This window comes from Streptomyces sp. NPDC050610 (assembly GCF_040654875.1).
GTDB lineage: Bacteria > Actinomycetota > Actinomycetes > Streptomycetales > Streptomycetaceae > Streptomyces.
In genome coordinates, this window is sequence record NZ_JBFAIV010000009.1 from 1 (window position 1) to 25927 (window position 25927).

At 68.1% G+C, this 25927-nt stretch carries 27 protein-coding genes and 2 pseudogenes; 14 read left to right on the forward strand and 15 right to left on the reverse strand.

Translation table 11 applies throughout. The features are described from left to right. Both AB0I22_RS13560 and AB0I22_RS13565 read left to right on the forward strand, forming a co-directional pair. Positions 1 to 227 (forward strand): annotated as a pseudogene (locus AB0I22_RS13560) (hypothetical protein); the annotation flags it as partial. A 204-nt stretch (positions 228 to 431) separates the two neighbouring features. Then, complete coding sequence (locus tag AB0I22_RS13565; RefSeq protein ID WP_363130910.1) at positions 432 to 1160, forward strand: class I SAM-dependent methyltransferase; 729 nt, start codon at positions 432 to 434, stop codon at positions 1158 to 1160. A gap of 104 nt (positions 1161 to 1264) precedes the next feature. Here AB0I22_RS13565 and AB0I22_RS13570 read toward each other — a convergent pair whose 3' ends face one another. After that, complete coding sequence (locus tag AB0I22_RS13570) at positions 1265 to 1483, reverse strand: hypothetical protein (protein WP_363130911.1); 219 nt, start codon at positions 1481 to 1483, stop codon at positions 1265 to 1267. 83 nt (positions 1484 to 1566) lie between these two features. After that, the gene (locus AB0I22_RS13575) at positions 1567 to 2049 is read right to left on the reverse strand and encodes a MarR family transcriptional regulator (RefSeq protein ID WP_363130912.1); all 483 of its coding nucleotides are present in this window, start codon (positions 2047 to 2049) and stop codon (positions 1567 to 1569) included. A gap of 131 nt (positions 2050 to 2180) precedes the next feature. Here AB0I22_RS13575 and AB0I22_RS13580 point away from each other — a divergent pair, with 131 nt between their 5' ends. Beyond that, the gene (locus AB0I22_RS13580) at positions 2181 to 2876 is read left to right on the forward strand and encodes an alpha/beta hydrolase (protein WP_363130913.1); all 696 of its coding nucleotides are present in this window, start codon (positions 2181 to 2183) and stop codon (positions 2874 to 2876) included. A 120-nt stretch (positions 2877 to 2996) separates the two neighbouring features. On the opposite strand, the gene AB0I22_RS13585 is transcribed toward AB0I22_RS13580, so the two are convergent. The 4 genes from AB0I22_RS13585 to AB0I22_RS13600 all read right to left on the reverse strand — a co-directional run bounded on the left by AB0I22_RS13585 (position 2997) and on the right by AB0I22_RS13600 (position 5804). Next, complete coding sequence (locus AB0I22_RS13585; protein ID WP_363130914.1) at positions 2997 to 3509, reverse strand: DinB family protein; 513 nt, start codon at positions 3507 to 3509, stop codon at positions 2997 to 2999. A 97-nt stretch (positions 3510 to 3606) separates the two neighbouring features. Continuing rightward, on the reverse strand, positions 3607 to 4140 hold the full coding sequence (locus AB0I22_RS13590; protein ID WP_363130915.1) for a GNAT family N-acetyltransferase: 534 nt from the start codon (positions 4138 to 4140) through the stop codon (positions 3607 to 3609). A 283-nt stretch (positions 4141 to 4423) separates the two neighbouring features. Next, complete coding sequence (locus AB0I22_RS13595; protein ID WP_363130916.1) at positions 4424 to 4783, reverse strand: GntR family transcriptional regulator; 360 nt, start codon at positions 4781 to 4783, stop codon at positions 4424 to 4426. A 1-nt stretch (position 4784) separates the two neighbouring features. Further along, positions 4785 to 5804: a DUF1648 domain-containing protein gene (locus AB0I22_RS13600; RefSeq protein WP_363130917.1), complete on the reverse strand. Its 1020-nt coding sequence runs from the start codon at positions 5802 to 5804 to the stop codon at positions 4785 to 4787. 81 nt (positions 5805 to 5885) lie between these two features. On the opposite strand from AB0I22_RS13600, the gene AB0I22_RS13605 reads away from it, so the two are divergent. Continuing rightward, positions 5886 to 7415, forward strand: coding sequence for a UDP-N-acetylglucosamine 1-carboxyvinyltransferase (locus AB0I22_RS13605; RefSeq protein WP_363130918.1), 1530 nt, complete (start codon positions 5886 to 5888; stop codon positions 7413 to 7415). Positions 7416 to 7632: 217 nt separating this feature from the next. Here AB0I22_RS13605 and AB0I22_RS13610 read toward each other — a convergent pair whose 3' ends face one another. From AB0I22_RS13610 to AB0I22_RS13630, 5 genes are all read right to left on the reverse strand, one after another. Continuing rightward, positions 7633 to 9651 (reverse strand): ABC transporter substrate-binding protein, encoded by a 2019-nt coding sequence (locus tag AB0I22_RS13610; protein WP_363130919.1) that lies wholly within the window; start codon positions 9649 to 9651, stop codon positions 7633 to 7635. Continuing rightward, a complete protein-coding gene (locus tag AB0I22_RS13615) occupies positions 9599 to 10366 on the reverse strand; it encodes a hypothetical protein (protein ID WP_363130920.1) in 768 nt (255 codons plus the stop codon). The genes AB0I22_RS13610 and AB0I22_RS13615 overlap by 53 nt, the downstream gene beginning before the upstream one ends. Positions 10367 to 10743: 377 nt before the next feature. Then, positions 10744 to 10980, reverse strand: a complete 237-nt coding sequence (locus AB0I22_RS13620; RefSeq protein ID WP_363130921.1) for a hypothetical protein — start codon at positions 10978 to 10980, stop codon at positions 10744 to 10746. Positions 10981 to 11575: 595 nt separating this feature from the next. Then, positions 11576 to 11968 (reverse strand): STAS domain-containing protein, encoded by a 393-nt coding sequence (locus AB0I22_RS13625; protein WP_363130922.1) that lies wholly within the window; start codon positions 11966 to 11968, stop codon positions 11576 to 11578. A 560-nt stretch (positions 11969 to 12528) separates the two neighbouring features. Further along, on the reverse strand, positions 12529 to 13014 hold the full coding sequence (locus tag AB0I22_RS13630) for a hypothetical protein (protein WP_363130923.1): 486 nt from the start codon (positions 13012 to 13014) through the stop codon (positions 12529 to 12531). 363 nt (positions 13015 to 13377) lie between these two features. Here AB0I22_RS13630 and AB0I22_RS13635 point away from each other — a divergent pair. From AB0I22_RS13635 to AB0I22_RS13675, 9 genes and pseudogenes are all read left to right on the forward strand, one after another. Then, a pseudogene (locus AB0I22_RS13635) lies at positions 13378 to 13578 on the forward strand (AarF/UbiB family protein); the annotation flags it as partial. A 187-nt stretch (positions 13579 to 13765) separates the two neighbouring features. Then, positions 13766 to 13969 carry a hypothetical protein gene (locus tag AB0I22_RS13640; RefSeq protein ID WP_363130924.1) on the forward strand — a complete coding sequence of 68 codons (204 nt, stop codon included), beginning with the start codon at positions 13766 to 13768 and terminating at the stop codon, positions 13967 to 13969. A gap of 27 nt (positions 13970 to 13996) precedes the next feature. Beyond that, positions 13997 to 14839 (forward strand): methyltransferase domain-containing protein, encoded by an 843-nt coding sequence (locus tag AB0I22_RS13645; protein ID WP_363130925.1) that lies wholly within the window; start codon positions 13997 to 13999, stop codon positions 14837 to 14839. A 954-nt stretch (positions 14840 to 15793) separates the two neighbouring features. Next, a complete protein-coding gene (locus tag AB0I22_RS13650; protein ID WP_363130926.1) occupies positions 15794 to 16258 on the forward strand; it encodes an NUDIX domain-containing protein in 465 nt (154 codons plus the stop codon). Between the two features lie 95 nt (positions 16259 to 16353). Beyond that, on the forward strand, positions 16354 to 17379 hold the full coding sequence (locus AB0I22_RS13655; protein WP_363130927.1) for a Gfo/Idh/MocA family oxidoreductase: 1026 nt from the start codon (positions 16354 to 16356) through the stop codon (positions 17377 to 17379). A gap of 169 nt (positions 17380 to 17548) precedes the next feature. Continuing rightward, positions 17549 to 18838, forward strand: a complete 1290-nt coding sequence (locus tag AB0I22_RS13660) for a DegT/DnrJ/EryC1/StrS family aminotransferase (protein WP_363130928.1) — start codon at positions 17549 to 17551, stop codon at positions 18836 to 18838. A 70-nt stretch (positions 18839 to 18908) separates the two neighbouring features. Next, positions 18909 to 19598 carry a methyltransferase gene (locus AB0I22_RS13665; RefSeq protein ID WP_363130929.1) on the forward strand — a complete coding sequence of 230 codons (690 nt, stop codon included), beginning with the start codon at positions 18909 to 18911 and terminating at the stop codon, positions 19596 to 19598. A 79-nt stretch (positions 19599 to 19677) separates the two neighbouring features. Beyond that, positions 19678 to 20514: a histidinol-phosphatase gene (gene hisN, locus AB0I22_RS13670; protein WP_363130930.1), complete on the forward strand. Its 837-nt coding sequence runs from the start codon at positions 19678 to 19680 to the stop codon at positions 20512 to 20514. Further along, positions 20508 to 22073: a carbamoyltransferase C-terminal domain-containing protein gene (locus tag AB0I22_RS13675; RefSeq protein ID WP_363130931.1), complete on the forward strand. Its 1566-nt coding sequence runs from the start codon at positions 20508 to 20510 to the stop codon at positions 22071 to 22073. Before hisN ends, AB0I22_RS13675 begins: the two co-directional genes overlap by 7 nt. Before the next feature lie 66 nt (positions 22074 to 22139). Here the strand turns inward: AB0I22_RS13675 and AB0I22_RS13680 are convergent, their stop codons facing one another. The 4 genes from AB0I22_RS13680 to AB0I22_RS13695 form a co-directional block, all read right to left on the reverse strand. Further along, positions 22140 to 22346 (reverse strand): hypothetical protein, encoded by a 207-nt coding sequence (locus AB0I22_RS13680; protein WP_363130932.1) that lies wholly within the window; start codon positions 22344 to 22346, stop codon positions 22140 to 22142. Positions 22347 to 22866: 520 nt separating this feature from the next. After that, complete coding sequence (locus tag AB0I22_RS13685) at positions 22867 to 24321, reverse strand: glyceraldehyde-3-phosphate dehydrogenase (RefSeq protein WP_363130933.1); 1455 nt, start codon at positions 24319 to 24321, stop codon at positions 22867 to 22869. Between the two features lie 299 nt (positions 24322 to 24620). Next, a complete protein-coding gene (locus AB0I22_RS13690; RefSeq protein WP_363130934.1) occupies positions 24621 to 24971 on the reverse strand; it encodes a hypothetical protein in 351 nt (116 codons plus the stop codon). A 96-nt stretch (positions 24972 to 25067) separates the two neighbouring features. Continuing rightward, entirely contained in the window at positions 25068 to 25463 is a 396-nt protein-coding gene (locus tag AB0I22_RS13695) for a hypothetical protein (protein WP_363130935.1), read from the reverse strand. Between the two features lie 255 nt (positions 25464 to 25718). On the opposite strand from AB0I22_RS13695, the gene AB0I22_RS13700 reads away from it, so the two are divergent. After that, positions 25719 to 25904 (forward strand): hypothetical protein, encoded by a 186-nt coding sequence (locus tag AB0I22_RS13700; RefSeq protein WP_363130936.1) that lies wholly within the window; start codon positions 25719 to 25721, stop codon positions 25902 to 25904. The last annotated feature ends 23 nt before the right edge of the window (positions 25905 to 25927 follow it).

The following is a 25927-nucleotide window of genomic DNA, read 5'->3' on the forward strand; positions in this document are numbered from 1 at the left end:
GCAAGCACATCACGCTCCAGCCCGGCGGCAAGGCCTACAGCGCGGTCAACCTCTTCGACTACGGCTCCAAGCACCACACCGCCAACACCTTCGCCCTCGCCCTGCGCGGCACAGACGGCCACAACGGCCCCTCCTACTCCGTCGACACCAAGGGCGACAACCCCCAGTTCAACTGGAACGAAGCCGACGTCCTGAACTGGAACACCAAGAAGCCCTACAACTTCTGACCGCTTCTGGCGGCGAAATCACGTGCCGTTGACAAGCTCACGGAGCCACGAGAGCCTGTTCGGGCATCGATTCATTCTGTAGAAACCTTCCGAGCGGCGGTTCAGTTCATAAACCTCCATTGAAGGGTCGACATGAGCCACATGAATCGCGGATTCTCCTCCCCCGGCGTTCGCTACTCTCCCGGCTCCCCATCGGAACGGACGATGGAAGATGTCTTCACCGAGTTGTACGACAGCGACACGTGGAACCTCTTCCCCGGCGGCGAGAGCGGAGCCGCCGGCGAGGACGGAGACGGTAACGAAGGCCGTACGGCCAGGCGAGGCGGTGACGGGGACGCGTCGCGTTCGGGCAACGGCTCGAATCTGACGCAGACCGCCACCCTCCGCTCCGAGCTTCCCGAGCTGATCGCGCGGCTCGGCGTCCGTACTCTTCTCGACATTCCCTGCGGGGACTTCTACTGGATGTCCCGGCTGGACCTCGGGATCGACTCCTACATCGGAGCCGATCTCGTCCCGGAAGTCGTCGAGCGGAACAAACGTGATTTCGCGCGGCCAGGCCGCGAATTCCGCGTCCTCGATATCACGCGGAGCCCGCTTCCGCGAGTCGGCATGATCTTCTCCAGAGACTGCCTGGTGCACTTCAGCGATGCCGCTGTGCGAAAAGCCCTGGAGAACGTCAAGCGCAGTGGCTCGACGTACTTCGCGGCCACCACCTTCACCGGCAGGACCGACAACGCCGCCGACATCGAGACCGGCGGCTGGCGCTCGCTCAACCTCTGCCGCGCGCCGTTCTCCCTTCCCGCCCCGAGCCACCTGATCAACGAGAACTGCTCCGAGGTGTACGTGGCCCAGGAGGGCGGCGGGTCGGGCGTTCACGTTCAGCACGACTTCGCCGACAAGTCGATCGGCGTGTGGCGCGTCGCCGACCTGTAAACGGCCCGAGGGTCCCGAAGACGGCGGACCGGCCGCGCGGAGCCGCGCCGGCTGGGAACGGCCCGCCCCCGCGCCGTTTTCTCAGGCGAAGTGCTCCGCCGTTCTCAGGCGAGGTGCTTCCGCCGTTCTCGGTACAGTTCGGCGTTGCCGGGGCTGTCGGCCACCGCCTTTTCGGAGACACCGCGGGTGACGGCCTCGGTCCCGGCGATCATGAGCAGGGGGCGAGGCGCGATCTTCGCGACGTCGGCGAAGGAGTCGAACTGGTCGAGGAGGTCGGCGCTGTGGGTGACCACGTCCCCGGTGGACCGGGGGTGCCGGTCCACCGGGGCGTCTTGTAGTAGTCGATGAACTCGGCGGTCGGCGTGGGGGTGCCGGCATCGGCCTCGTCGGGCAGCACGGGCGGGAGTTACCCGTCACCGGCCTCGTCGGGCAGGCCGCCGAACGCGTCCACGATCTTCCAGGCGTCGCGGCACATGTCCTGATGACATCGCTCGCCGAGCGCCTCGCGGATGCGCCGCTCCACCGCGCCGACCCGGCGCTCGGCGTCCTCCCAGACCCGGCGCCCCTGGTCGGTCAGTTCGATGAGCAGGACGCGCTTGTGGACCGGGTGGCGGCGGCGGTGCACATGGCCCGCCTTGAGCAGCACGGTCACGCTCTGCGCCACCGTCTGCGGGCGCATCCCGGCGTCGCGGGCCAGGTCGGCGGCGGACATCGGGCCGCGTGCCGCGAGCCGGTTGAGCGCGCCGAACTGCCCCATGGTGAGGCCGAGCGGTTTGAGCTCGTCGTCGAGGGTCTTCAGCAGGGTCCGGTTCACCTGCCACAGGGCGTATTCGAGCCGCCCCTCATGCGCGTCGCTGACGGTCTCGACGCGCGGCGGCGTTCGGGGCATCGCTGATTCCACCTCTCATGCTGACCCCATTTTGGCATGTCCGACGTACGGGCCCGGGATTTGCCCCACACAGGTTGGCAGGTTTACTGTCAACTTAACAGTAAGCCTGGCACAACCTCAGGAGCACCACCATGTCCGCTGCCGAACCCCGCCCGACCTTCCTCCTCGTTCACGGCGCCTGGCACCGCCCCACCTGCTGGGCGCCGCTCCAGGACGCCCTCACCGCCGACGGCTGGGAGTCCCGCACGGTGACCCTGCCCAGCGCCGGCCCGCAGGGGACGCCCAGCGCGGGCATGTACGCCGACGCCGAAGAGGTCTCCGCGCAGCTGCGGCGGATACCGGGCCCCGTGGTCGTCGTCGGCCACTCCTACGGCGGTTTCCCCGTCACCCAGGCGGCGGCCGGCCACCCGAACGTCGCCCGCATCGTCTACCTCGCGGCCTACGTGCCCGAGGAAGGCGAGTCCATCCGCGGCATGCACGGCGCCCCGCAGACCGACGACCTCGAAGGCCCCGCGTTCGCCTTCGCCGACCCCCGCCCCGTGCTGTACCAGGACGTGCCCGACGACATGGCCGAGCGCGCCATCGGCGAACTGGTCGAGCAGAGCCTGCGGTCGTTCCACGAGCCGATCACCCAGGCGGCATGGCGGACCGTGCCCTCGACGTACGTGCTCTGCGAACACGACCAGGCGCTCCAGCCCTCGATGCAGGAGAAGATGGCCGAACGCGCCGGGGCCGTCCAGCGCATCGCCACGGGCCACTCCCCCTTCCTGTCCGCCCCCGCCGAACTGGCCGCCCTCCTCGGCCGCATCGCTTCGACCCAGGACTGATCCGCCGACGCCCGCCGCCCCTCGCCGTCAGCCCACCGGCCGACAACCGCACCGGAGCACCGGGGCACCGGGGCACCGGGGCGAATCACCGCACCGAACCACCGCAGCGAACGGGCCAGTTCAGAAGTAGCCCTTCTCGCCGTCGAGGAGTTCACGGACGGCGTCCAAGTGGCCGGCGTGCCGGGCGGTCTCCTCGATCATGTGGAGCAGCATCCACCGCAGGCTCGCGGCACCGGCACGGAACTGCGTGTTCCGGCCGGTGTCGTCCAGCGAGTGGGCCGCGATGGTCTCGTTCGACAGCGCGCACTGCCGCTCGTACTCCGCGCGGAGCTGTACGAGCGGGACGCCGTCGACCGCCATGTCGGCGTCCTCGACGCCGTCGTCGAACATCGGCCCCTCGGCCGGCCGGCCCAGCAGCATCACTTCGAACCAGCAGTGTTCGACCCAGCGCAGATGGGAGACGACGCCCGCCGCCGTCATCCGGGGCGAGGTCGGCAGGACCGGGCGGTGGGCGTCCTCTTCGGAGAGTCCGTCGCACTTCCACAGGATGATCGCGCGCTGCATGTCGAGCCAGCCGACGAGCTGGCTCCGCTCGTCGGCCTCGTAAGGAGGTCGGGTACGAGTAGGCGTCATGCGCGCCGACGGTACCCGCGTCCGGGCGCGGCCGCACGAGGGCGATACCTGATGGCTAATCAAATTTCTTTGCCCACATGGCATTCAGTCGCTTCCGTCACATCGGCAGGGACAGCAGCCGCATCGGTCCGCCCGGCCATACCGCCCCCTCCCGGAGCGGCAGCCACATCGAGCGGAGCGGCATGACGATCGGCCCGCCGGGCTGCTCCACCCGCATGTCGCCCTCCAGCAGCCGCCACCCCAGCCGCTCGTACACGGGCACGCGGTCCGGCCGGCAGAAGAGGAGCCCGTGCTCCAGCCCCCGCCCGCGCCCGTGCTCCACCGCGGACGCCACGACGGAACGGGCCAGCCCCCGCCCCCGCTGCCCGGGGGCGACGATGACGCTGCCGACGCCGATGGCCCGTATCCCGGCGCCGCCCACCGCCAACGGCACCGGCACGCACCCCGCGTGCGCCACCAGTCGGCCGTCCAGCCGGATGCCGAAGTGCTCCTCCGTGGGCCGCCAGACCAGACCGGACCCCTTGACCTCGAAGGGGTCGACGACGTCCCCTCTGATCTCGTCGAACTCGCTCCCCGTGTACCGCGCGAGCCGCGTGACGGCCGGCGTCCCGTTCATCGGATTCCAGTCCATCCACGCATGATGACGGCCCATCACCGGGCACGGCAGTACTTGGCCGGAAGGGCGCACTCGCGTCCGCCCCCGACGACATGCCCGAACAGACCGCTGCGCGACATGAGGGCTGAATGCACCGCGCCTCGCCAGCGAACTCAGCTCAAGTCAAAGAGAGTTAGTGGTCCGGGTTGATGGGACGGGCATGAAACGCGTACGCCTGGCTACGCCCGTACGGGCGTTGGTGAGCGTACGTCACGTGACGCCGTCTCCGTTCAGGTTCGGCGGGGCGGCGTCCGGTCCTTCACCCCGGGGCGAGTCCGGCCCGTACGAGCGCCAGGATCTCGTCATCGGCGAGTCCGAGATCGCGCGCCTGGGCCACCAGGTCCCGCGCCCCCTCGACGAGGCGGGCGCGGGACGGTGAGGCGCCGGCGGTGATGACGGCGCCTCGGCCGCGGCGGAGTTCCAACAGTCCCTCGTCGCGCAGGCGTTGGTAGCCGCGCAGCACGGTGTGGACGTTGACGCCGAGGGACTGGGCCAGTTCGCGGGCGGCGGGCAGGCGTTCGCCCGTACGTACCGTGCCGTCGGCGATGGCGCCGCGGACACAGCCGGCGATCTGGTCGCCGAGCGGGAGCGGGGAGCCCGGGTCGACGCGGAAGAGCACGTCAACTCCTACTGCCCGGGCCCGAGGAGGCGGGCCGCCGGTCGATGAGGGTGTTGAGGAGGCCGGCGGCGGTGGCGGCGTCGTCGGTGGAGACGAGGAATTCGCTGCCGGTCGCGAGCCGCAGGCTGATGGCCTCGCCGGAGCGCAGTACGACTCCGCTGACGCCGGGCCGGACGCGGTAGCCCCAGCCGAAGTCCCTGAAGACGCGGATGTCGCGGACGCGCGCCTCCTCGATGCGGCTGAGGGGGATGTGGACGCGCGGGAGGGGGACGACGCGCGGGGCGAGGCTGAGGCCGCGCTGGTCGACGGTGACGCGGACGGTGCCGAACATCGCGGCGGTGAGGCCGAGTATGAGCAGGGTGAGGCCGGGGCCCGACCCCACGGTGAGCATGAGAACGATGCCGGCGCAGAACGCCGCGCCGCCCGCGAGCGCGACGGGGGCGGAGCCGATGGTGCGCGTCCAGGCGGCGCGCTCGTCGGCGGCGAGGCCCAGCCGTGCGGGCCGGGGCGCGGCGGCCTCCTGCGGTGCGGGGCGGGCGGGCGCGGGCACGAGCCTGGCGATGAACCAGCCGATCGCCCCGGCGACGGCCGCCAGACCGAGGGAGATGCCGATCTGCCACAGCGGGAATCTCACGTCCGACGCGTCGGGGATGTCGGCACTGGTGTGGAAGAGCGCGGCGAAGAGGTAGCCGAGGAGCGTGGCGAGCCCGTAGCCGATCGCCATGAAGCCGCGCTGGGCGAGGGGCGTGGCGCTGGAGAGGTAGTGGAGGGAGGTGAATACGGCGCCGACGAACAGCAGGGCGATGAGCGGGACCCAGAAGATGGCACCCAATGAGGTGAATCCGTTGGGTTCGCCGCCGGAGCCGAAATGGGTGGCCATGGGGTCGGGGAGCCGGGCGCGCAAGGCGAAGTAGACACCGCCCACGACCAGGGCCGAGGCCAGGAAGGGCAGGGCCGCGGCGACGGCGACCCAGGGGCTGCGAGGCGTGACGACCGGTGCCGACGCGCGAGAAAAAGTCATGTTGAACCTCCCGTTGTTCGCATAGTAGTAGAACAACAGTCGATTAGGAAGGAATCTCATATCTGAGATACCGTCTGGCGCATGACAGACGCGTACCTCGCCCGCATCGGCAAGCTCATCCGCGACGCCCGACAGCACCGGGGATGGACCCAGACGCACCTCGCGGAGGCTCTCGGCACCAGCCAGAGCGCGGTCAATCGCATCGAGCGCGGCAACCAGAACATCAGCCTTGAGATGATCGCCCGAATCGGTGAAGCGCTCGACAGTGAAATCGTCTCCCTCGGGTACGCGGGGCCCATGCATCTGCGCGTAGTCGGCGGACGCCGGCTCTCGGGCTCCATCGACGTGAAGACGAGCAAGAACGCGTGCGTGGCGCTGCTCTGCGCCACGCTGCTCAACGCGGGCCGCACGACCCTGCGCCGGGTGGCCCGGATCGAGGAGGTCTACCGGATTCTGGAGGTGCTCGGCTCCATCGGCGTACGGGCCCGCTGGATCAACGACGGCAACGACCTGGAGATCGTGCCGCCGGCCGAACTGGACCTCGCCGCCATGGACACCGAGGCGGCCCGCCGGACCCGCAGCGTCATCATGTTCCTCGGCCCGCTGCTGCACCGCCTGGACCGGTTCAAGATCCCGTACGCGGGCGGCTGCGACCTCGGCACCCGGACCGTCCAGCCGCACATGACGGCGCTGCGCCACTTCGGCCTGGAGGTGACGGCGACGGACGGCACGTACCACGCGGAGGTCGACCGGTCCGTGGCCCCCACCCGAGCCATCGTGCTGACCGAGCGCGGCGACACGGTGACGGAGAACGCGCTGCTGGCCGCGGCCCGGCACGAGGGCGTCACCGTCATCCGCAACGCCAGCTCCAACTACATGGTCCAGGACCTCTGCTTCTTCCTGGAGGAGCTGGGCGTACGGGTGGAGGGCGTCGGCACCACGACGCTGACCGTGCACGGCGTGCGCCACATCGACCGCGACGTGGACTACGCGCCGTCGGAGGACCCGGTGGAGGCCATGAGCCTGCTGGCGGCGGCCGTGGTGACGGAGTCGGAACTGACGATCCGTCGGGTGCCGGTGGAGTTCCTGGAGATCGAACTCGCGGTCCTGGAGGAAATGGGCCTCGACCACGAGCGCACCCCGGAATACCCGGCCGACAACGGCCGTACCCGGCTGATCGACCTGACCGTACGGCCCTCGAAGCTGCGCGCCCCGATCGACAAGATCCACCCGATGCCGTTCCCCGGCCTCAACATCGACAACGTGCCCTTCTTCGCGGCCATCGCCGCCGCCGCCCAGGGCCAGACCCTCATCCACGACTGGGTCTACGACAACCGCGCCATCTACCTCACCGACCTCACCCGCCTCGGCGCCGACGTCAAACTCCTCGACCCCCACCGCGTGTTGGTGGAAGGCCCCACCCGCTGGCGCTCCGCCGAGATGATGTGCCCGCCGGCCCTGCGCCCCGCGGTCGTCGTGCTCCTCGCGATGATGGCGGCCGAGGGCACGTCCGTCCTGCGCAACGTGTACGTGATCAACCGCGGCTACGAGGACTTGGCGGAACGCCTCAACTCGATCGGCGCCCAGATCGAGACGTTCCGGGACATCTGAACAACGAAGGCCGCCGCGCCCGACCTGGCCTGCACGCATGCGGGCCGGGAGGGGTGCGGCGGCGCCTCTGGGACTTCTCTGGGACTTTGGGCCAGGATCGGGCAGCTCCCAGTCGCCCGGGCTATGACTATGCGAAGACCGCGTCGACGGCGACGCCGCCTCGCGCACCGACGTGAGGCAGAGTCGAACCCGCGTAGTGGCAGGAAATGGTGATCTGTCAGTCACTGCACGGCGGTCCCTGCTTCTGGCTCGACTCGCCCCTCCGGTACGCCCCGCACGCGACCGCGACGACTGGTCCGTGCTTTGTCTGCCGCAGCAGCACCAGCGTCTTGTCTCGCGGTGGCTGATTGGTGCCATCGTCGTACGATATGTATCCCGTTGCCCCGGTGAAGGTGATCCCGGTCCTGAGCGCCGTGATCATGGCGTCCGGGTTGACGCCGCCCTGGTCGGACAGGGCCATGTCGGCGGCCGTGGACAGCACGTGGAACGCGTCGTATGCCACCGCGGTGTCCGCGTTGTCGTGCCACGGGTCATTCTCGGCCCCACCGGACACGAACTGGTTGTATGCGGCGGCGAACTGCTTGGTGTTGGGGTCGGCGAGGCGGTCGTCGGCCGGTATCCGGAACCCGGTGTAGTACAGCCGCAGCCAGTCCTTGTCGTTGAGGGCACCGGTGAGCGCTACGTTGGTCAACTCGTCCTGGCCGAGCACGGTCAGGTCCTTGTGCGTACAAGTCCCCTTGCTGTCCAAGGCGTTGATGAAGGCCGCGAAGTCTCGGGTCCGCGCCGACCAGTACACGATGGACGGTCCGTTCGTGCGGAGTTCCTCGCACACCGTTTCGGCGAGGCTGCGCGCGTCCTTGAACTGCGGAGTGCTGGCGGGCGTAGCGCCGAAGTCGCCGGTCTGCGAGAAGTCGATGAGTTGCTGCGTCCCGTGGAAATTCTGGCGGAACTTCTGCGCGAGGCTCCGGCTGTTCAGGTCCGCCGAACTCTCGATCACCACCGCGTTCCCGGCCGGTTCACAGCCGCCGGAGGCGCGCGCCACCACGGGCGAGCCCTCCGCGAAGTCCGCCCCGATCCGTGCCTGGGTGCTGTTGAGGGGGGCGATAGGCCAGTACATTCCGTTCACCAGCATCTCGTCGGCGGTGGTGGTGGTGCCGATCACCGGCAGCCCCGCCGCTTCGAGGATGTCCAGGGCGTCCCGGGTCGAGTCCCTGCTCTGGGCGAAGCCGAGAACGCCGATGACTCTCTCGTAGTCCCTGGCCGGACGCCCGTTCTGGACCTCGTCGACCAGCTTGCGGGCCTTCTCCTTCGCATCCACGAAGCCCTCACCGGTGGTCCGCACCTCGACCCGCAGCGGTACGCGCTGGTCGTCGAAGCCCGCGTATTTGTTCAGCTTCTCCTGCCACATCGCGATGCCGCGCAGATCCGAGACCGTCCCGTCGAACAGGGTCTCCGTCTCGGAGGCCGGCTCGCTGGAGATGAAGGAGACGATGGTACGGACCGTGCGGCCCTCACGGGCGAATTTCTCAGCGCGCTCGTTCTGTTCCCGGATCTTCGCGAGTGCCTCGTCGTACCACTGCTTGGGGCGGAGGGTGACGGGCTGGGCATACGGGGCGCCGGCGACCGGTGTGTCGCCGCCGATGCAGTCGTGAGAGGCGGGCGAGGGTGAGAGTTCGAAGGCAGCCGTGCCGAGCAGTAGCGCGAGCGCGGAGACGCCGCTTGTCACGCCCGTGGCGACGGTGCGCCAGCTGAACCTGAACCTCCTGGGAGAGCTCGGCCGGATGAGGATCCCCTCCCGGCCGAAGGGTTCTTCACTCAGCCCCACCAGGGCCAGGCCCCGCGCCGACTGGTGGAGCAGCTCTCCCGCCTGCCGGAGGGTGCTCTCCGGTGGCTCGTCCAGGTCCCTCACCAGCTGCCGCGACGGCCGTCCGACCGCGATGACGAGCGGGCCGGGCTCCCCCGCGGTAGTGGCGCGCTCCTGGTGGTAGGCGTGCAGGAACCGCTCCGCGGCCTGTGCTCCCGGGGTCCCCTGCCGGGGGAGAGGGACCAGGAGGACCGGTCGGGCGGTTCTGCGGCGGCGCTGTGGCAGCCGGCCGCCGAGCCGGGGTTTCGCCAGGTCCTCAAGCAGGGCGCGGGTCAGGAGCTGGTCGAGAGCGAGCAGCGACTCCTGGTGCCGCTCGTGCTCAGGGGGCAGAAGAAGGCGGGGCATCTGCCGGTCGGCCACCTCGTCCATCACCGCGAACACGGTTTCGGAGCCGCCGGTGGTGCCCAGAACGCTGCCCAGCCAGCCACGGCGTCCGCGGCGCGAGAAGCGGCCGGGGCTTACCAGCAGGCGGATCTTGCGCCGTTCCCAGCACCAGCGCGGAAAGGTCCGGGTGATGCCGTGCCAGACGGAGCCGAGCAGCCAGCCGCGCAGTCCGTCGGCCGGGGGGGGCGGCGCTGCCGCCCAGCGCCCACAGGAAGACCTGCAGCCGTCCCTCACGCCGCTGTCCGCGGTGCAGGCGCAGCTGCTCGTGGGCGTGGTCGCGCAGGACGTGCGCGCCGGGCGCGCTGCGGTCCCCGGCGTGCTGCCGCATGTAGGAGACGGAGTCCCACAGGGGCCAGAAGCCCGGAAGGCGATCCGGTGTCATGTTCTTGGGCAGGCCGAGGGCGAGCCCCCGGGCGGCGGTACCGCTGAGCAGGTCGCTGTCGTCCACGGCGGTGACGAGGGTGTAGGGGACCAGCTTCCGGTCCCCGCCGCCCCTTAGGGAGTCCTCCAACTCGCCGAGCACCCGCCGGACCCGGCCGTCGTACTCCGTGTCGTCGCTCTGGACGTCCAGAATGATCAGTGGCGGGGTGTGCGCCAGCGACTCCCGCTCGGCGGGTGCCACGGCTTGCCGGAACTCCCGGACGAAATCATCGGCTCCCTCGTCGTCCGGGAACCCGCCCGGCGCAACGTGACGTACGGTCACGGAAATCCCCTCAAGGCTCCCTCGGAAGGTCGGGTCGCCCCGCCTGTGCTGGAGTCGAGGAGATTACGGGGGTGGTAGGGCGGTCACGGAGCTTTCGATGAAAGTGCTTCAACTCCTTCGAAGCTGCCGCATTCCGCTCGGTTGGCGCGGACATTGTTGAAGGCTCAGGTACACGGATCTCCGGCGCGGGACGCCAGGGCATCGTCATCGCGGCCTGGGGCAACACCCGGCCCCGGCTTCAGCGCGGCGTGCCCCGGTACGAGATCGATCGACGTCCCGGACCGGTGGCGCCGCCGCTCCCCCGCCTGCGGGGTGCTCAGGGCTTCGCCGGCGGGCGCGAAGCGGGAGAGGGCCCGGTGCGTGCGGTGGCTACGGCATCAGTACAGCGCCCAGAGGGAGACGCGCCCGTTGTTCTCGACGCAGGTGGCGTCCTTGTAGTGCTTCTTCGCCTCGGGGATGTCCGCCTTGCACGCGGCCATGTTGGGGTACATCTCGGGACCGCCGGCGACGTCGTGCCAGCTCGCGGCCGAGGCGGTGCCGGCCGCCAGGGGAATCGCGACTGCGGCGGCAGCGACAGTCAGGCCGTAGGCCATTCGCTTGCGCCATGCCTTCATACATATCTCCTCACGTAAGGGGCCGGACCTGGGCCGGACCAGCCGCGTCAGATCAACTCGTGCCCGAGGAACCCTCGAACATTCCTCAGTTCAACACACAGGAACCATGCGCCCCAAAACCACGAGCGGTGGCCGACGAGCGGTGGTTCCGTGATCGACCCGCCGTCGGGTTGTCCTGCCCTCACGGCTTCACACATGAGAACCACCGGGTCCTGAGCCGGGCAGCACACACGTCATGCCAGTTGGCCGCGAGCTCACGGAGCGCCGCGAAGACGGAGCGCCGCGAAGTCCGCAGTCACGCCACACCGCCTCGTGACCGGAGACGCGACCGTTGACGAAAACAGTGCACTGCACAAGTCAAAGTTCTTCCATGGCACGGTCAGCGCGCGGGAATTCAGTGGCGGCGGTCCAGCGCAAAGGCCCCGTAGCCGGGAGTTCCCTAATGTTCGATCGCTACTTCCCCGCCACGGCAGTTCCGCCCATCGCACGCTGAACTACAACCTGCGCCTGGCCTACGCCCCGGACAGCGGCCCCACCGTGTCGGTCTGTTCTTCGCCGCTCGGCGCCGGCACCCGGATTCCGCCTGACATTCGGCTCAGACAGGCTCGCGCAGGTCGGTGAAGAGGGTGCCCTGCCCGTTCGCCAGGCTGACCTGGTGCCAGACGCGGCCATGTCGGGTGAGGTGGCGCACGGCGGCGGCGCTGCTGGGCAGGGTGTGCAGCAGGCACCCGCTTCCGGTGCGCTCGATGAGCTTGCGTACGGCCGGGGCGGGCCCTGCCAGAAACAGCTCCCCGCCGACCGAGCGCAGCCGCATGGCTTTGCGCACCAGAATTGCCAGAGCATCGATGTTCAGCCGGTCCACCGCTGATACATCGATGATGATGGTGGATGCGATGGCGTGGTGGCGGATCATGGCGGCTAGGCATTCCACCGTGTCCCACGCTCCGTCGGGCAGCAGAAGCAGGTGGTACTGCGCAGGTCGGTGCATGATTTCTGGCCCTTCCCTGAACGGCTTCGGCGCCTCGGAACCGGGGGCGACGGCCTCGGCAGCGCGATGAGCCGACCGTGACTGGGACATACCCGCTGGCGGTGGCCCTACCCTACTGCCGTGAGGAGTTCGGCCGCGCTGCCTGGCGGAACTCGGCTTGCTCGATCGTGCAGCCCCCGGCCCCGGCCCCGGCCCCGGCCCCGGACGACTGTCGCGAGAACCGGCAGCCAATTAGCCTTGTTCATTGTGCAGTTGCAGGTAGCGGGGCTGACGTGCGCACTCTTCCCGTGCTCGCGCTGGTCGGCGGCCGACGCACCTGAAGGATGCGGGGACGCAGGATCTGGAGCGGATCACACGCCCCCGAAGTGAACTGGACCTGCTCGCCGTGGAGTTGGCCAAACAGCCAGAGGAGGTCCAGGCCGAACGGGAGGAACTGGCGGTCTCCGAGCGGTTCCTGAACCGGCTGGCCGAGCTGGGCCGGGACGCGGCGGAGTCCCGCCTTGTCCGCACGGCCCGCCCGCCGCAGGTCGACCTGGGCGCGCGAGGCTCCTGTCCGCAGCTCAAGTTCGGGAATCCCGCCCCGACAGCTGGGCCTTGGACGAGGTGATGAACTCGTAGATCAACGCGTGTGTGGCGTTACGCCGCTGGGTGAAGTCCTCACCTGACCGCGCTTGACGAATCGCGGACATCCGTTCCAGCGCATCCCGACCCGCCTCGATGAGCACCGGATCGTCACTGAGCAACTCGACCCTGAACATGGCTTCCTGAGCCGCTGTGCGCTGACGGTAGGACTCCTGAGTCAGAGCCTCTTGGACCTCGTCCGATCGCCGCTCCTGCTGCGCGAGCCAGTGGTTCATCACGCTGCGCCGGTAGTTCATGAGTGCGCCCCCGTACCTGGCGTAGGCGTCCAATCGCTCCTGGCGCAGTTGCTCGTCCCGTGCGAAGCGCACGGCGTCGGCGGTCGCCCTCCGTTGGAACCTGTGGGTGAGTGCGGCTCCGAACAACGTGCCCAGCACGGCTATGACGCTTCCTGTTACCGCTTCCATGACGTCAGTCGAGCACGCGGGTCTCCGATGGTGCAGGGGCTACGACACAAGCGGCCGACCCCATCCACTGTGCCTCACTAAGATCATTTTGCGAGGCCTCCTTACGCGGAGGGCCGGGCCGTAACCGGCATGCCTCCGGCATCCGTTGGCCTCGACGTGTGCATGAAAGACGTGTGCATGGCGGACATGTGCGTGAAGGACATGTGCGTGAAGAAGATCAACGCGCCTGCCAAGGACTGACCGGGACAGGCAGCCCGATCGCCGGCTACGCCGCCTCTGCACACTGCCCGGCCCCATGGCGACCAAGGCCGGGCAGATCCCGCCGGCCGTCGCGACTGACCCCCCTCGGGCACTCTGGACGAACTGCGCGCCCTCCAGGAAAATAGTCACTCGATGCCCACCACCACCGTCAGACGTCAACCGAAGAGGGCTTGCGGCGGACGTCTCACGCGCGTCTTCGGTTACTTCGCCCCCCACTCTGTGGCGAGTGCTTCTATGGCTCTGGTGCACCGCACGCCCCTGAAGGACGGCGCTCCCGTAGCGGTGAAGGCGGTCAAACGCGGTGTCCCCGCCGCACTGCGGATCAGTGATCAGTCGTTCGCCAACTCCCGTTTCGGCGCCGCAGGCCCCGCCCATGCACCCGAACCGGCAGCAGGCTGTCCGGGCACAGCCGGCCTGAGGGCCAACCGCTCATTCCTCTCCCCCGCCTTCACCCGCAAGAGGCTCCAGCGCTCCAGGGGCGCCCTCCACGGTGTCGACGCGGCAGGTGCCCGCGGCACCGGCCTGCCGGCTGCGGACGCACGGTGTGTATCTGCCGACGTTCCACGCCTTTCTACTCTCGGGCAGCGTCCACGCGGACAAGCACATCGCGTTCGCCCAGGAAGCCCTGGAAGCCCTGGAAGCCTTTGACCGCTCACTCGGCGAATCGCGGCAGACGGGCCTCATCACCAGCTGACACACCCCTCATGCTCGGGAGGTCTCGATGACCAACGACCCATCCGCGCACCACACCGTCCCGTCGTCGCCTGACGACGGCCGGCTCTACGACGAGCAGACCGAGAGCGCGGACGGCGCGGCCGTCGACGGGAACATCCACGTCGGCTACTGGGACAGCGCCGCGGACGACCGCTCGCTCGACCAGGCCACCGACCGGCTCACCGACCTCGTGGCGGGGCGGTTGGCCGCCGCACCCGGTCGGCGCCTGCTGGACGTCGGCTGCGGGACCGGACGGCCCGCCCTGCGCATCGCCCGGGCCACCGGCGCCCGCGTGTCAGGAATCTCCGTCAGCGAACCGGATATCGACCTCGCCCGAACCCGGGCGGACGCCAGCGCGCTCGCCGACCGGGTGGACTTCCGGTACGCGGACGCCTGCGCACTGCCCTTTGAATCCGCGTCCTTCGACGGCGCCTGGGCGATCGAGTCCATGATGCACATCAGCGACCGGGCCGCCGCCCTCACCGAGATCGCCCGGACCCTACGGCCCGGCAGCCCGCTGGTCATCACCGATGTACTGCTCCGGTCACCGGTGACCGGGGAGGCCGCGGAGACAGTCTGCCAGACGTGCCGGGCGTTCCAGTCCCCCTCGTTCCCCGGACCGGAGGAGCTCCGCACGGCCCTCGGCCGGGCCGGTCTGGAGGTGGTGGAGTTCAACGACATCGGTGAGCAAGTCCAGCGCACCTACCAGGCGTTCGCCGATGCCTTCGACGGTGTCGCGCCCTCCGTCGATGACCCCCATTACGAGTTCTTCAACTCCACTCGCTCCCTTCCCCGGTTCGGTGCGCTCCCACAGATCGGCTATGTCTTCCTGGTCGCCCGCCGCCCGTGAACGCCCTTGAACGAAGGGCCCGCTCGGGAGAGCAGGAGGTGTTGCCGCAGGCCCCGCCGACAGGCAGGGGCGACGTTCTGGATGCTGTCGCGGTCGCGGCCCGGGCGGTCCAGGCGGTCCAGGCGGTCCAGGCCATCGAGGTCGTCTCTTGCGCGTCGATGTGGTGGACGGGCGGCGCCGCCGGGCCACGATGAGTGGCGAATCTGGCCAACATACACGACAACGAAACGGCTAACGGTGGCAGAAAACAATGGTTTAGGGGAAGCGCGATAGGAAATTCCTCGCCCGCGCGGCAGGTGGACCGAGGCGATAGCGGCCCGCGGACCGGCACTGGATACCCGAACACCTGCACCCGGAGGGAAACGCGGTGCCCACCGGACCATACCCCTTGACATTATGAGTTGACGACATGTCAAGAAGATGTTGAGGCGTCCGAAGTCTTGCGTGACTCCCATGAGGAAACCTCTCGCCCAGGGAGCAGGCAGACCGGGACGAGAGTGGCCCGCGAATCTGCGCGGGCCACTCGAACACCCGCACCCAGCTGGATACGCGGCAACCACCGGACCGCACCCCGCAACGCGCGAGTCGACGTGGTGTCAAGGAGAAGTTGAGGCGTCCGAAGCCTCGTGTGGCCCCATGCGCCTCCCAGGATTCCGGCGTAGTGTCCAGGGAGGAATTTTAGGCCCGGCAATGATCACAATCCGCTGAATTCCGGCCGCCCCAATGTCGCCGTGCGGATTGTTCGACTCTATACATATTTTACCTGGTGTGTAGTGCACGCGAGTTTTACGTGCAGGTGAAATGAGGGAAGAATGGTCAGCTGGTTCCGTGAAAGAAGGCGTGTGACTGAAGGTCCGTCTGGGACCTCATCCCCCGCCCAGTTTCCCCATCAGCCCCTCCCGGCCATGGCATCCACGGCCCGCAAACCCGCCGGCGGCGGCTGAGGGGGCCGACGTGACCGAACCCCGACGGATGGTGGGCGCGCTGATCCGCGACCCGCACGACCGGATCTTCGTCCAGCGCCGCTCGGCCGGCCGTCGCCTCTTCCCTGAATGCTGGGATGTCGTCGGCGGAGCCGTGGAGGAAGGGGAATCCCTCCTCCACGCGCTCCGCCGGGAGATAGCGGAGGAGACCGGGTGGCGGCTGGGCCGAGTGCTCGCCCGGGTGGCGCACGAGGAGTGGACGGCGAACGGACTACGGCACATCGAGTCGGACTATGTCGTCGAGGTGGACGGGGACCTCTCGTCGCCTGAACTCGAATGGGACAAGCACACCGAGTTCGCCTGGGTGGCGGCCGAGGAAGTCTCACTGCTCGACGAGAACGCGCTGCGCGGCGAAGGCACCTTTATCAAGGACATCGTGACCGCAGCACACTCCTGGCTCGCCGATGCCTCCGGGAAGAGCCGTAAAACTCCCTGAACCGCCTGCGGCCACGAGTCCGACCGGGACCTCAACGAGCCTCTTCTGGCTTCCCGCATCATCCTCAAATGAAATTTCGCGAGGGGATATTCCGCATGGCCAGAGACAGGTTGAATAACGTACGTCCGCGACCGCGAGTACTGGTGATCGGGTTCGCCGGACATCAAGGAAAGGAGTACCTGCCGATCGTGCGGGAGTGTGCGGATATCGTCGGCGGCGTCGACCCCGCCCCGGCGGCCTCATCACTCGCCGACGAATGGGGATTCCCGCACTGCGAAATCCTCGGTGAAGCACTCGAAGAAGTCGACTTCGACGCCGCGGTGGTCACCGTGCCGCATAGCGAGCACTTCCCGGTCTGCACGAAACTCCTGGCGCACGGCAGGCACGTCATCAAGGAGAAGCCGTTCGCCGTCACCGAGCAGGAAGCCCGGGACCTGATACAGCTGGCGCAACGAGCCGACCGCAGCGTCTTCACGCTGCTGCAGCGGAACTTCAACCCCGTATTCCAGTTCGCCCAGAAGAACCTCGCACGGATCGGGGAACCCTACTGGTTCTCCTACGACTATCACTTCGACCTGGCTCATCCGACCACGGGCTGGCGCGCGTCCAGGGAGCAGGCGATGGGCGGTGTGCTCCTCGACATGGGCTACCACCTCATCGACGTACTCAGCGGAATGTTCCCCGAACCCGAGCCCCCTCGGGTGCACTCCGCCTTCATGTACCAATACCAGGAGATGCGGGACCGTCGACTGGAGGATCTCGTCAGCCTCACGTGCAGCTATCCCGCAACAGGGCTGGCGGGCTCGCTGCGCATCTCACGCCACAACTACGAGAAGGCCGAACACCTCTGCGTGCTCGGTACGGAGGGCGCGTTGAACGTCATCCCCGGGGCGGCCACCCTGCACTCCATCGGAGGAGGGCTGCCGTTGGAGCGCTACGCCTGGGAAGGCACCAAGACCGACGCCGTACGTTCCATGATCGTCCACTATCTGGGGCACCTGGACGACCGCTACTACCGGCACGACCATCTCCAGCGTCAACTCGCCGCCGTGCGCACCATCGACGGGATCTACCGGGACCGGTTGCGTGAGCAGAACGAGCTCGCCGACCGGTGCGCCTGAAACAAGGCGCCGTGGACACCGGCGCCTCCGCCCTTCTCACCACCGAGTACGGCGGGCCTAGCGAGATCACCGCGCAACGCGCTCCGCACCGCCTCTTCGGCCGTACACATATCGACCAGGCCCGACGCCCCGGGCCCGAGCCCACCCGCCGCGACAGCAGGCAGGACACATGACCACCACCGAACAACTCGCCCTCCTCGGAGGCGCGCCCGCCATCGGACAGCCGCTGCCGCACGAGGTCTGGCCGCCCCCCGCCGACGAGGCGGAGCTGTCCGAACTGGCCGAGCAGCGGAACACCGACATCTCCATCAAGGGCAACAGCGGTCCCATCGGCCGGCTTGAGGACGACTTCCTGGCCTTTCTGGACGGCGGAGCCCGCTTCGCGGTCACCTTCAACTCCGGTACGAGCGCACTCTTCGCCGCCTACTTCGCGCTCGGCGTCCGCGACGGCGTGGACGTCGTGGGCCCGGCGCTCACCTACCACGCCGCGCTGAGCCCCGTCTTCGCGCTCCGCGGCGACGTGGTCCTGGCCGACATCGACCCCGACACCCGCGGCCTGGACCCCAAAGCGCTCCAAGCCGCGCTCACCGAACGCACCAAGGTCATCACCGTCGTCCACCAATGGGGCCACCCCTGCGACATGGACGCGATCCTGCCGATCGCCGAACGACACGGGCTGCGCGTGCTGGAGGACTGCTCCCACGCCCACGGCAGCCGCTACAAGGGCAAGCCCGTCGGCACCTTCGGCGATGCCGCGGTCTTCTCCCTCCAGGCCAACAAAGCCGTCTACGCGGGCGAGGGCGGCATCCTCGTCACCAGCGACACCCATGTCCACGACCTCGCCACACTCCTCGGGCACTACCGGGACCGCTCCCGGGACGCCGTCCTCGACGAGGACTTGCGCGCGCACTGGGTCACCGGCTTCGGACTCAAACTGCGCATGTCGCCGTTCAACGCCATCGTCGCCCGGCACGCGCTCGCGGCGTTCCCGGCACGCAAGGAGGCCCGGCACCGCTGCCTGCGCCACTTCAGCGAGCAGCTCCGCGACGTGACCTACCTGGAGCCGGTACACGTCGCCGACCACGTGGACATGGGCGCCTGGTACGGCTACAAACCGCTCTACCGGCCCGACGCACTGGGCGGCGTCCCACGCTCCGTACTCATCGAGGCGCTGCGCGCCGAAGGCATGGAAGTGGGCGCCCCCTCCGGCCCCCGGTTGTCGACCCTGCCGCTCTACACCGACCCGGAGAACCCCCTCTTCCCCGGAACGCCGAAGAAGGGCACCGCACCGGAGACCGGCTCACACGCCGAACACGTCGAGCAGCACGCGCTGTCCCTGCCCACCTTCACCAACTGGCCCGAGGACACCACGCTCATCGGCCAGTACGCCGAAGCCTTCCGCAAGATCGGCCGCCATCGCGAAACGCTCGTACGGTACGCGGCCGACCCGCCCCGATGACCCACGCCGCCGAAGAGACGACCCGCCCCGCCGAAGACGACCGACACGACCGACCGAAGAGGTGGAGAACATGACCATTGAGGAGTCTCCCGAGGACGTGGCCCAAGTCCTGCGGCACGCCCTCGCGGGTGACGACCTGCCGGACTCCTTCACCCTGCTGGGGCGGGAATGGGACCTGCACCGAGGCGTCTTCCCCGGCACCCTGGGCGCCGCCACCGAGGTGATGGCCTCGATCGTGCCCTATCCCAAGGGCGGCTCGTTCCTTGAGGTCGGCTGCGGCACGGGCGTCATCTCCGTGACCGCCGCGCTCGACGGCTGCGCCTTTGTCACCGCGCTGGACATCAACGAGAAGGCAGTGGCCAACACGGTCGCCAACGCCGAGCGGCACGGCGTGAGCGACCGGGTACGCGTCCTCCACAGCGACATGTACGCGGCGCTTGAGCCCGCGGAGCGCTTCGACGCCATCTTCTGGAACGTGCCCTGGACCTACGTGGAGGACGGCTTCCCCCTCTCCACCGATCTGCACTCCGCCGTCTTCGACCCCGGCTACCAGGGCCACGCCCGCTACCTCGCCGGCGCCCATGATCATCTGGCCGACGGCGGCAGGCTGCTGCTGGGCACGGCCGACCTCGGCGACCGCGAACGGCTCGACGCCTTCGCCGGGGAAGCCGGCCTGCGGGTCGAACTGCTGCACCGCGTGCGCCGGATCGAGGAAGTAGGGGTCATGGAGTACCACCTGCTCGAACTGCACCCGCAGTGATCCCGCAGCCCGCGGCGCTCCACCCGGACCGCCAAGGGCCGAGCCCCCGAAACCTACGGTGTGTGCGGTGAGGCGCTCCATGTCACGACAGGATGATCTCGAACTGGCCCTGCGACTCGGCGATATCGCCGACAGCATCACCGGCCGTCGCTTCCGAGCCCGCGACCTGCGCGTCCACGAGAAGCCGGACCGTACGCCCGTGACCGACGCGGACACCGCCGTCGAAACGGCCGTACGCGAGGCACTGAGTTCCGCCCGCCCGGACGACGCCTTCGCCGGGGAGGAGACCGGCGGCTCCGTCACCGCCGGGCGCACATGGATGGTCGACCCCATCGACGGCACCAAGAACTTCCTGCGCGGAGTACCGGTCTGGGCCACACTGATCGCCCTGCTGGAGAACGGCCGGCCCAGCGTCGGCGTGGTCAGCGCCCCCGCCCTCCGCAGCCGCTGGTGGGCGGCGGTCCAACAGGGCGCCTGGCTGCGCCGCGGGGCGCCCGACAGCACCCCCCTGCCCCTGCACGTCTCCGGCAACACCCGCCTCGCCGACGCCTACCTGTCCACCACCAGCACTCGCACCTGGGACACCTTCCACTCACGTGAGGCATATCTGCGCCTGGCCGAAGCATGCTGGGAGGACCGCGCCTTCGGAGACTTCCTCCAACACTGCATGGTCGCCGAAGGCACCCTCGACATCGCGGCCGAACCAGTCGTGAACCCCTGGGACATCACCGCCCTACAGATCCTCGTGGAAGAAGCCGGCGGTATCTGCACCGACCTCCTGGGCGCCTCGCCCCAAAGCGGCACCGGCGCCCTGTCCGCAAACCCTCAGTTGCATGAACTCGCTCTCAAAGCCCTTTCGGACCCGCCCGGTTCCACCTTCGGCGGCGTTACGCAGAGAAAAGGACCATCATGCTGATTCTTTCCCTCAAGGAAGGCCATGACGGGGCGATCGCAGCCGTCGAAGACGGCAAGCTGCTCTTCTCGCTGGAGGCGGAGAAGGACTCGTTCGTCCGCTACAGCGGTCTGACCGCCGAGGTGTTCGCCGTAGCCGCGGACCGGCTGGACAAACAGCCCGACGTCGTCGCCCTGAGCGGCTGGATCAAGGGCACCCAGGCCACCGACCAGCCCTCGCGTGCCGGGTACTACGGTGTGGGCGAGTCCACGATCTCGGACGAGGCCGGCCGGTTCTTCGGGAAGAACGTGCGCGCCTTCTCCTCCACGCATGAGCGCTCCCACATCATGACGTCCTACGGAATGTCGGCATTCCGTCGGGACCAGCCCTTCTACAGCCTGGTGTGGGAGGGGAACATCGGCTCGTTCTACCGCATCGACGAGCGCGGGCAGGTGACCCATCTCAAGGAGGTGCTCAACTACCCGGGCAACAAGTACTCCTACGGCTTCGCGCTCGCGGACCCCAAGTACAGTCCGCACGAAGAATTCGTCCGCTTCCAGGACGCGGGCAAGCAGATGGCCCTGGCCGGATTCGCCGACAATCGATCGGCGACCCGGACGGAACAAGAAGTCATCGACTTCATCCTCGGCCAGAAGAACGTCATCACCGGCCGCCTCAAAGACCGGATGACCGATTCCCCCTTCCACAACATCGGCGTGGAATCAGACGCGTACAAAAGCCTCGCGGCCCGCCTGTCCAACGCCATCTTCGACCGGTTCCACGCATACGCCCGCGAGCACTTGAGGGAGGGCCTCCCGCTGCTCATCTCAGGAGGCTGCGGACTCAATTGCGAGTGGAACCGCCGCTGGCGCGAGTGCGGGCTCTTCCCCGCGGTCTTCGTCCCGCCGTGCCCCAACGACAGCGGCTCCGCGATCGGGACCGCCATCGACGCCCAGCACTTCTACACCGGGTCGGCCGACCTGGACTGGGACGTCTACGCGGGAGGCGAATTCGTCGAGGACATGGCATTCGACCCGCAGCACTACGAAATCCGCCCGGTCAGCTACGACGAGGTCGCCCGCTGCCTCCGCGACGGGAACATCATCGGCTGGGCGCGAGGCCGCTGGGAAGTCGGTCCCCGCGCGCTCGGGAACCGGTCGATCCTGGCCGCCCCCTTCACCGTGGAGACGACAGCCAGGCTCAACAAGATCAAGCAGCGCGAGGGCTACCGCCCCATCGCCCCGATCTGCCTGGAGCGGGACGCGGGCCGCTGGTTCGGCGGAGGAGGCCCCGATCCCTACATGCTGTACTTCAGCCAGGTCGAGTCCGGCGAACTGCGGGCGGTGACGCACGTCGACGGAACAGCTCGCACCCAGACCGTCGACCCGACGGCGAACCCGGAAATCGCCGAGCTGCTGACCTCCTTCGGCGAATTGACCGGATTCAGCGTCCTCTGCAACACCTCGCTCAACTATTCGGGGCGCGGGTTCATCAACCGCACCAGCGACCTGATCGCGTACGGCGAGCTCCACGGACTGGATGGATACGTTGTGAATGACGCCTTCATCACCCCGCGACGGTAGGGCGCCCGCCGCCGAATCGGGCAGCCGTACGAGATACCGGTCGCTGTGGCGTCGCGGAAGCGGGCTTCAGGATCGTAACCACCACACGGCGCGGGGGCCGGGGCAGCGCCGGGCCTCGCTGTCCTCGTCACGGTGCGGCCACTGGCGCTCCGCGCCGGGGCCACGGTCGATGACATGCGCCAGATTCAGCTGGTAGCGGGCGCGGCCGGGAAGGAGGAAGGCGTCGCACACGGCGAGCAGCACGGGGTGCGTGAGTACTTCGGTGGCGAACACCCGGGAGACGGCGGAGACCCCGGTGAGGTGGCGGATCCGCTCGCCGAAGAATTCCGACAGCGTCGGGTTGAGGAACGCCTTGCCGTGATCCGGGGCGGCCGTTCGAGGAGCGGGTCGAGTTCGGCGTTGAGGCGGTCGAGCAGACCCGGCGCGAGCAGGCCCTCCGCGACGACGACGCCGTGCCGTTCGATCCCGTCGATGAGATCCTGCGGCGGGGCGGACGGGGGGAATCTCGCCAGGTCGGCCATGGGCGTACGTACCTGCCTTCCGCTGCCACGGCGTGCGGTGTGTGACGCGGTGGGCCTCCGGTGGTGGGAGCAGGATTCCCTCGTACCTGTGAGCGAGAACCGAAGAGTTCAAGCCACGGCGGGCAGCAGCGGCCAGCGTGCGCATCGACCAGCAGGGGCAGGCAGCGGCGGGAGCATCGCACACCCCCGCGTGCTCCCGCGCCTGCGGCGGTCGCAGCCGGGCCGCCGCCGCAGGCGCGTGGTCGGGCAGCGTCGCGTCCAGCGCCCCGGCGTCAGGCCACCGGCGCCGGGTACGTCGGGTACTCCACCCCCGACACGTGCTGGACGACGCGGATGACCTGGCACGAGTAGCCGAACTCGTTGTCGTACCAGAGGTAGAGGATCGCGTTGTCGCCGTCGACCTTGGTGGCGCCGGCGTCGACGATCGAGGCGTGGCGCGAGCCGATGAAGTCGTTCGACACGGCGTCAGGGGCGCTGGTGAAGTCGATCTGGCGCTTGAGCGGCGAGGTCAGCGACACCTTGCGGAGGTAGTCGAGGACCTCCTCGCGGGTGGCCTCGCGCCCGAGCCGCAGGCTGAGGATCGCGATGGAGACGTCCGGCACCGGAACGCGGACGGAGCTGCCGGTGATCGGGGCCTTCAGGTCCGGCAGGGCCTTGGCGACGGCGGAGGCGGCGCCGGTCTCGGTGATGACCATGTTGAGCGGCGCGCTGCGGCCGCGGCGGTCGGCTTTGTGGTAGTTGTCCAGGAGGTTCTGGTCGTTGGTGAACGAGTGGATGGTCTCCACGTGGCCGCGCAGGACCCCGTACTCGTCCGCCATCGCCTTCAGCGGCGGGACGATCGCGTTGGTGGTGCAGGACGCGCAGGACAGGATCCGCTCGTCGGGCTTGATCATGTCGTGGTTGACGCCGTGCACGACGTTGGGGACGTCGCCCTTGCCCGGCGCGGTCAGGACGACCTTGTCGATGCCGGGGCGCAGGTGGTTGGAGAGTCCCTCGCGATCGCGCCACTTGCCGGTGTTGTCGATGAGGATGGCGTCCTTGACGCCGTACGCCGTGTAGTCGATCTCGGAGGGGTCGTCGGCGTAGATCACCTTGATCTCGTTGCCGTTGGCGACGATGGTGCTGTTCGCCTCGTCCACGGTGATCGTGCCCTGGAACTGGCCATGAATGGAGTCCCGGCGCAGCAGCGAGGCCCGCTTGACCAGATCCTCGCCGGCCCGCTCGCCTCCCCCGCGCACGACGATGGCGCGCAGCCGCAGACCGTTACCGGAGCCGGCCTTCTCGATGAGCAGCCGGGCGACGAGGCGGCCGATGCGGCCGAAGCCGTAGAGCACGACGTCGCGCCCCGTCCGGCTCTCGATCTTGTTGTCGCCCGTCGCGCCGGCGACCGCCTCGGCGGTGAACTCCGCCACGGTCAGGCCGCGGTCGTCGGCCTTGTACATCGCGGCGAGCATGCCGAGGTCGATCTGGGCGGGGCCCAGGTCGAGCGCGGTGAGCGCCTGGAGGAACGGCAGCGTCTCCGTCACCGAGAGTTCCTCGCCCGCTATCTGCCGGGCGAATCGGTGCGTCTTGAGGATGCTCACCACCGACTTGTTCACCAGCGAGCGGCTGTGCAGCAGGATCGTGACATCACGCTCCCGGTGCAGCTTTCCGATGATCGGGATCATGGACTCCGCGATCTCTTCGCGGTGCTTCCAATTGGTGAACGAGTCGTCATTGACAGTCACAGGTTCATCTTTCGAGCTAGGCGGCGCTCACATGATAGCCCTCCGCTTTTTCGCCCGGCCAGGCGGTGCCGCCACGGGCCGCCCACGAGGGGTACGCACCGGTCTCACACCAGAGTCGCGGTGCTGCTCCAGCGCCACGGCTGGGATGCGCCAGGCGCCCGTCCTGTGCAGGCGGACGGGACGGGCGAACAGACGGGACGGGCGGACGGGAGATGACAGCCGTGGCGTGTCACGCAACGCCGGAGCCAGAAGGCGACAGCCTCGCCATGGCCCTGCCGGACGCAGCGGCCACATTCCGTTCACGGCTTCGCCGTGGAGAGCCATGCCGCGAGCGCTCCCGTGGCAGTCAGCGTGGTCAGAAGCTGCACCATAATCCTGCGGGATGCCCTGTTCTCCGGGCGATTTCCGTGGATCGCTACATCCCGAGCTTTTTCCTTCATTTCTCGCCGATTCCCCAGCAGCCCCAGAAGGATTCCAAGCATCACGCTCGAATACAGCGCCAGCAATGTATGCGTATCCATATGCTTCACAAAACCGGCCACCAAGGCGACCATTGCTCCACCCACCGGAGCGTAAGACACCTGAATCTTGTACCGCCGGTTCGGCATGAGCGTGACGCAGAATGCCAGGAATGCAACCACGCTGATCACAGCGACGGACCACCATATAAGCATGGAGATGACAGGAGGTTGCACGCCATTCTCCAAATGTCAGCAGCGCCCGACACCCGGGCCCACTTGATCTCGTCACGACGCCGACATGGAAAAGAGTGCCCCGAAAGAAGCGGCGACCGCCATCACCAAGACCAGCTGCAACTGCAAACCCATGGACAGGCCGTTAGCCGGCCCCTCACCGTTCGTCACCCTATCCTGATATCTCCTCTTGACCTCCGCCCGATGACCGATGAAGCCAACAGGAAACGCCAGGACCACAAAAGAGTAGATCGGGAGCAGCTCCCCGACGCCAAACCCCTTCGCTAAGGAGGCGATTATACAGAATGCGATAACAAGCGCAGGGGCAAGGAGCATCCGAACTCTGTACTGCTGGTTCGGCATGAGCGGAATAAAGAAAACCAAAAAAATTGCTGTCACCACGACGGATGCGCCCCACCAGATATTCAGCGGAACGGACGGAAGCTGCATGTCTTTTCCCTTTGCTCTGCGGGGGCCTCACCGCGGGGCCCCGCATCTTGCTGTCTTATCGGATCTCAGCACGACAAGTGACAAACACTGCGACATTGTGAACCATCCATGCGACTGCCACCTACTCGCGCTTCATGCGAATTGCGTCATACCACCAAGTAAACAACCCCACGAGCGGAGAGATCGCCTGATTAACGACCGGCACCGTCCGTTCAGCGGCCCTACTGCTTCCGCGTCACCGGGAAAGCAGGATACTTGACCCTGAAGCTGCCCGCTGCGTACACAGCCAAGGGCAATGACTACGCAGTCAACCTCAACATGATCACGGCTGTTTCTGAGAAATCCTTCAGGTTGGACAAGGACAAGTGGACCTCGACCGGAGAGGTCTCCGGCTCCCAGGGGCCCGATTTTACTCTGCTGGAGATCGTCGCCAAGAAGTGACGGCCGCGCCAACTACCATGGTC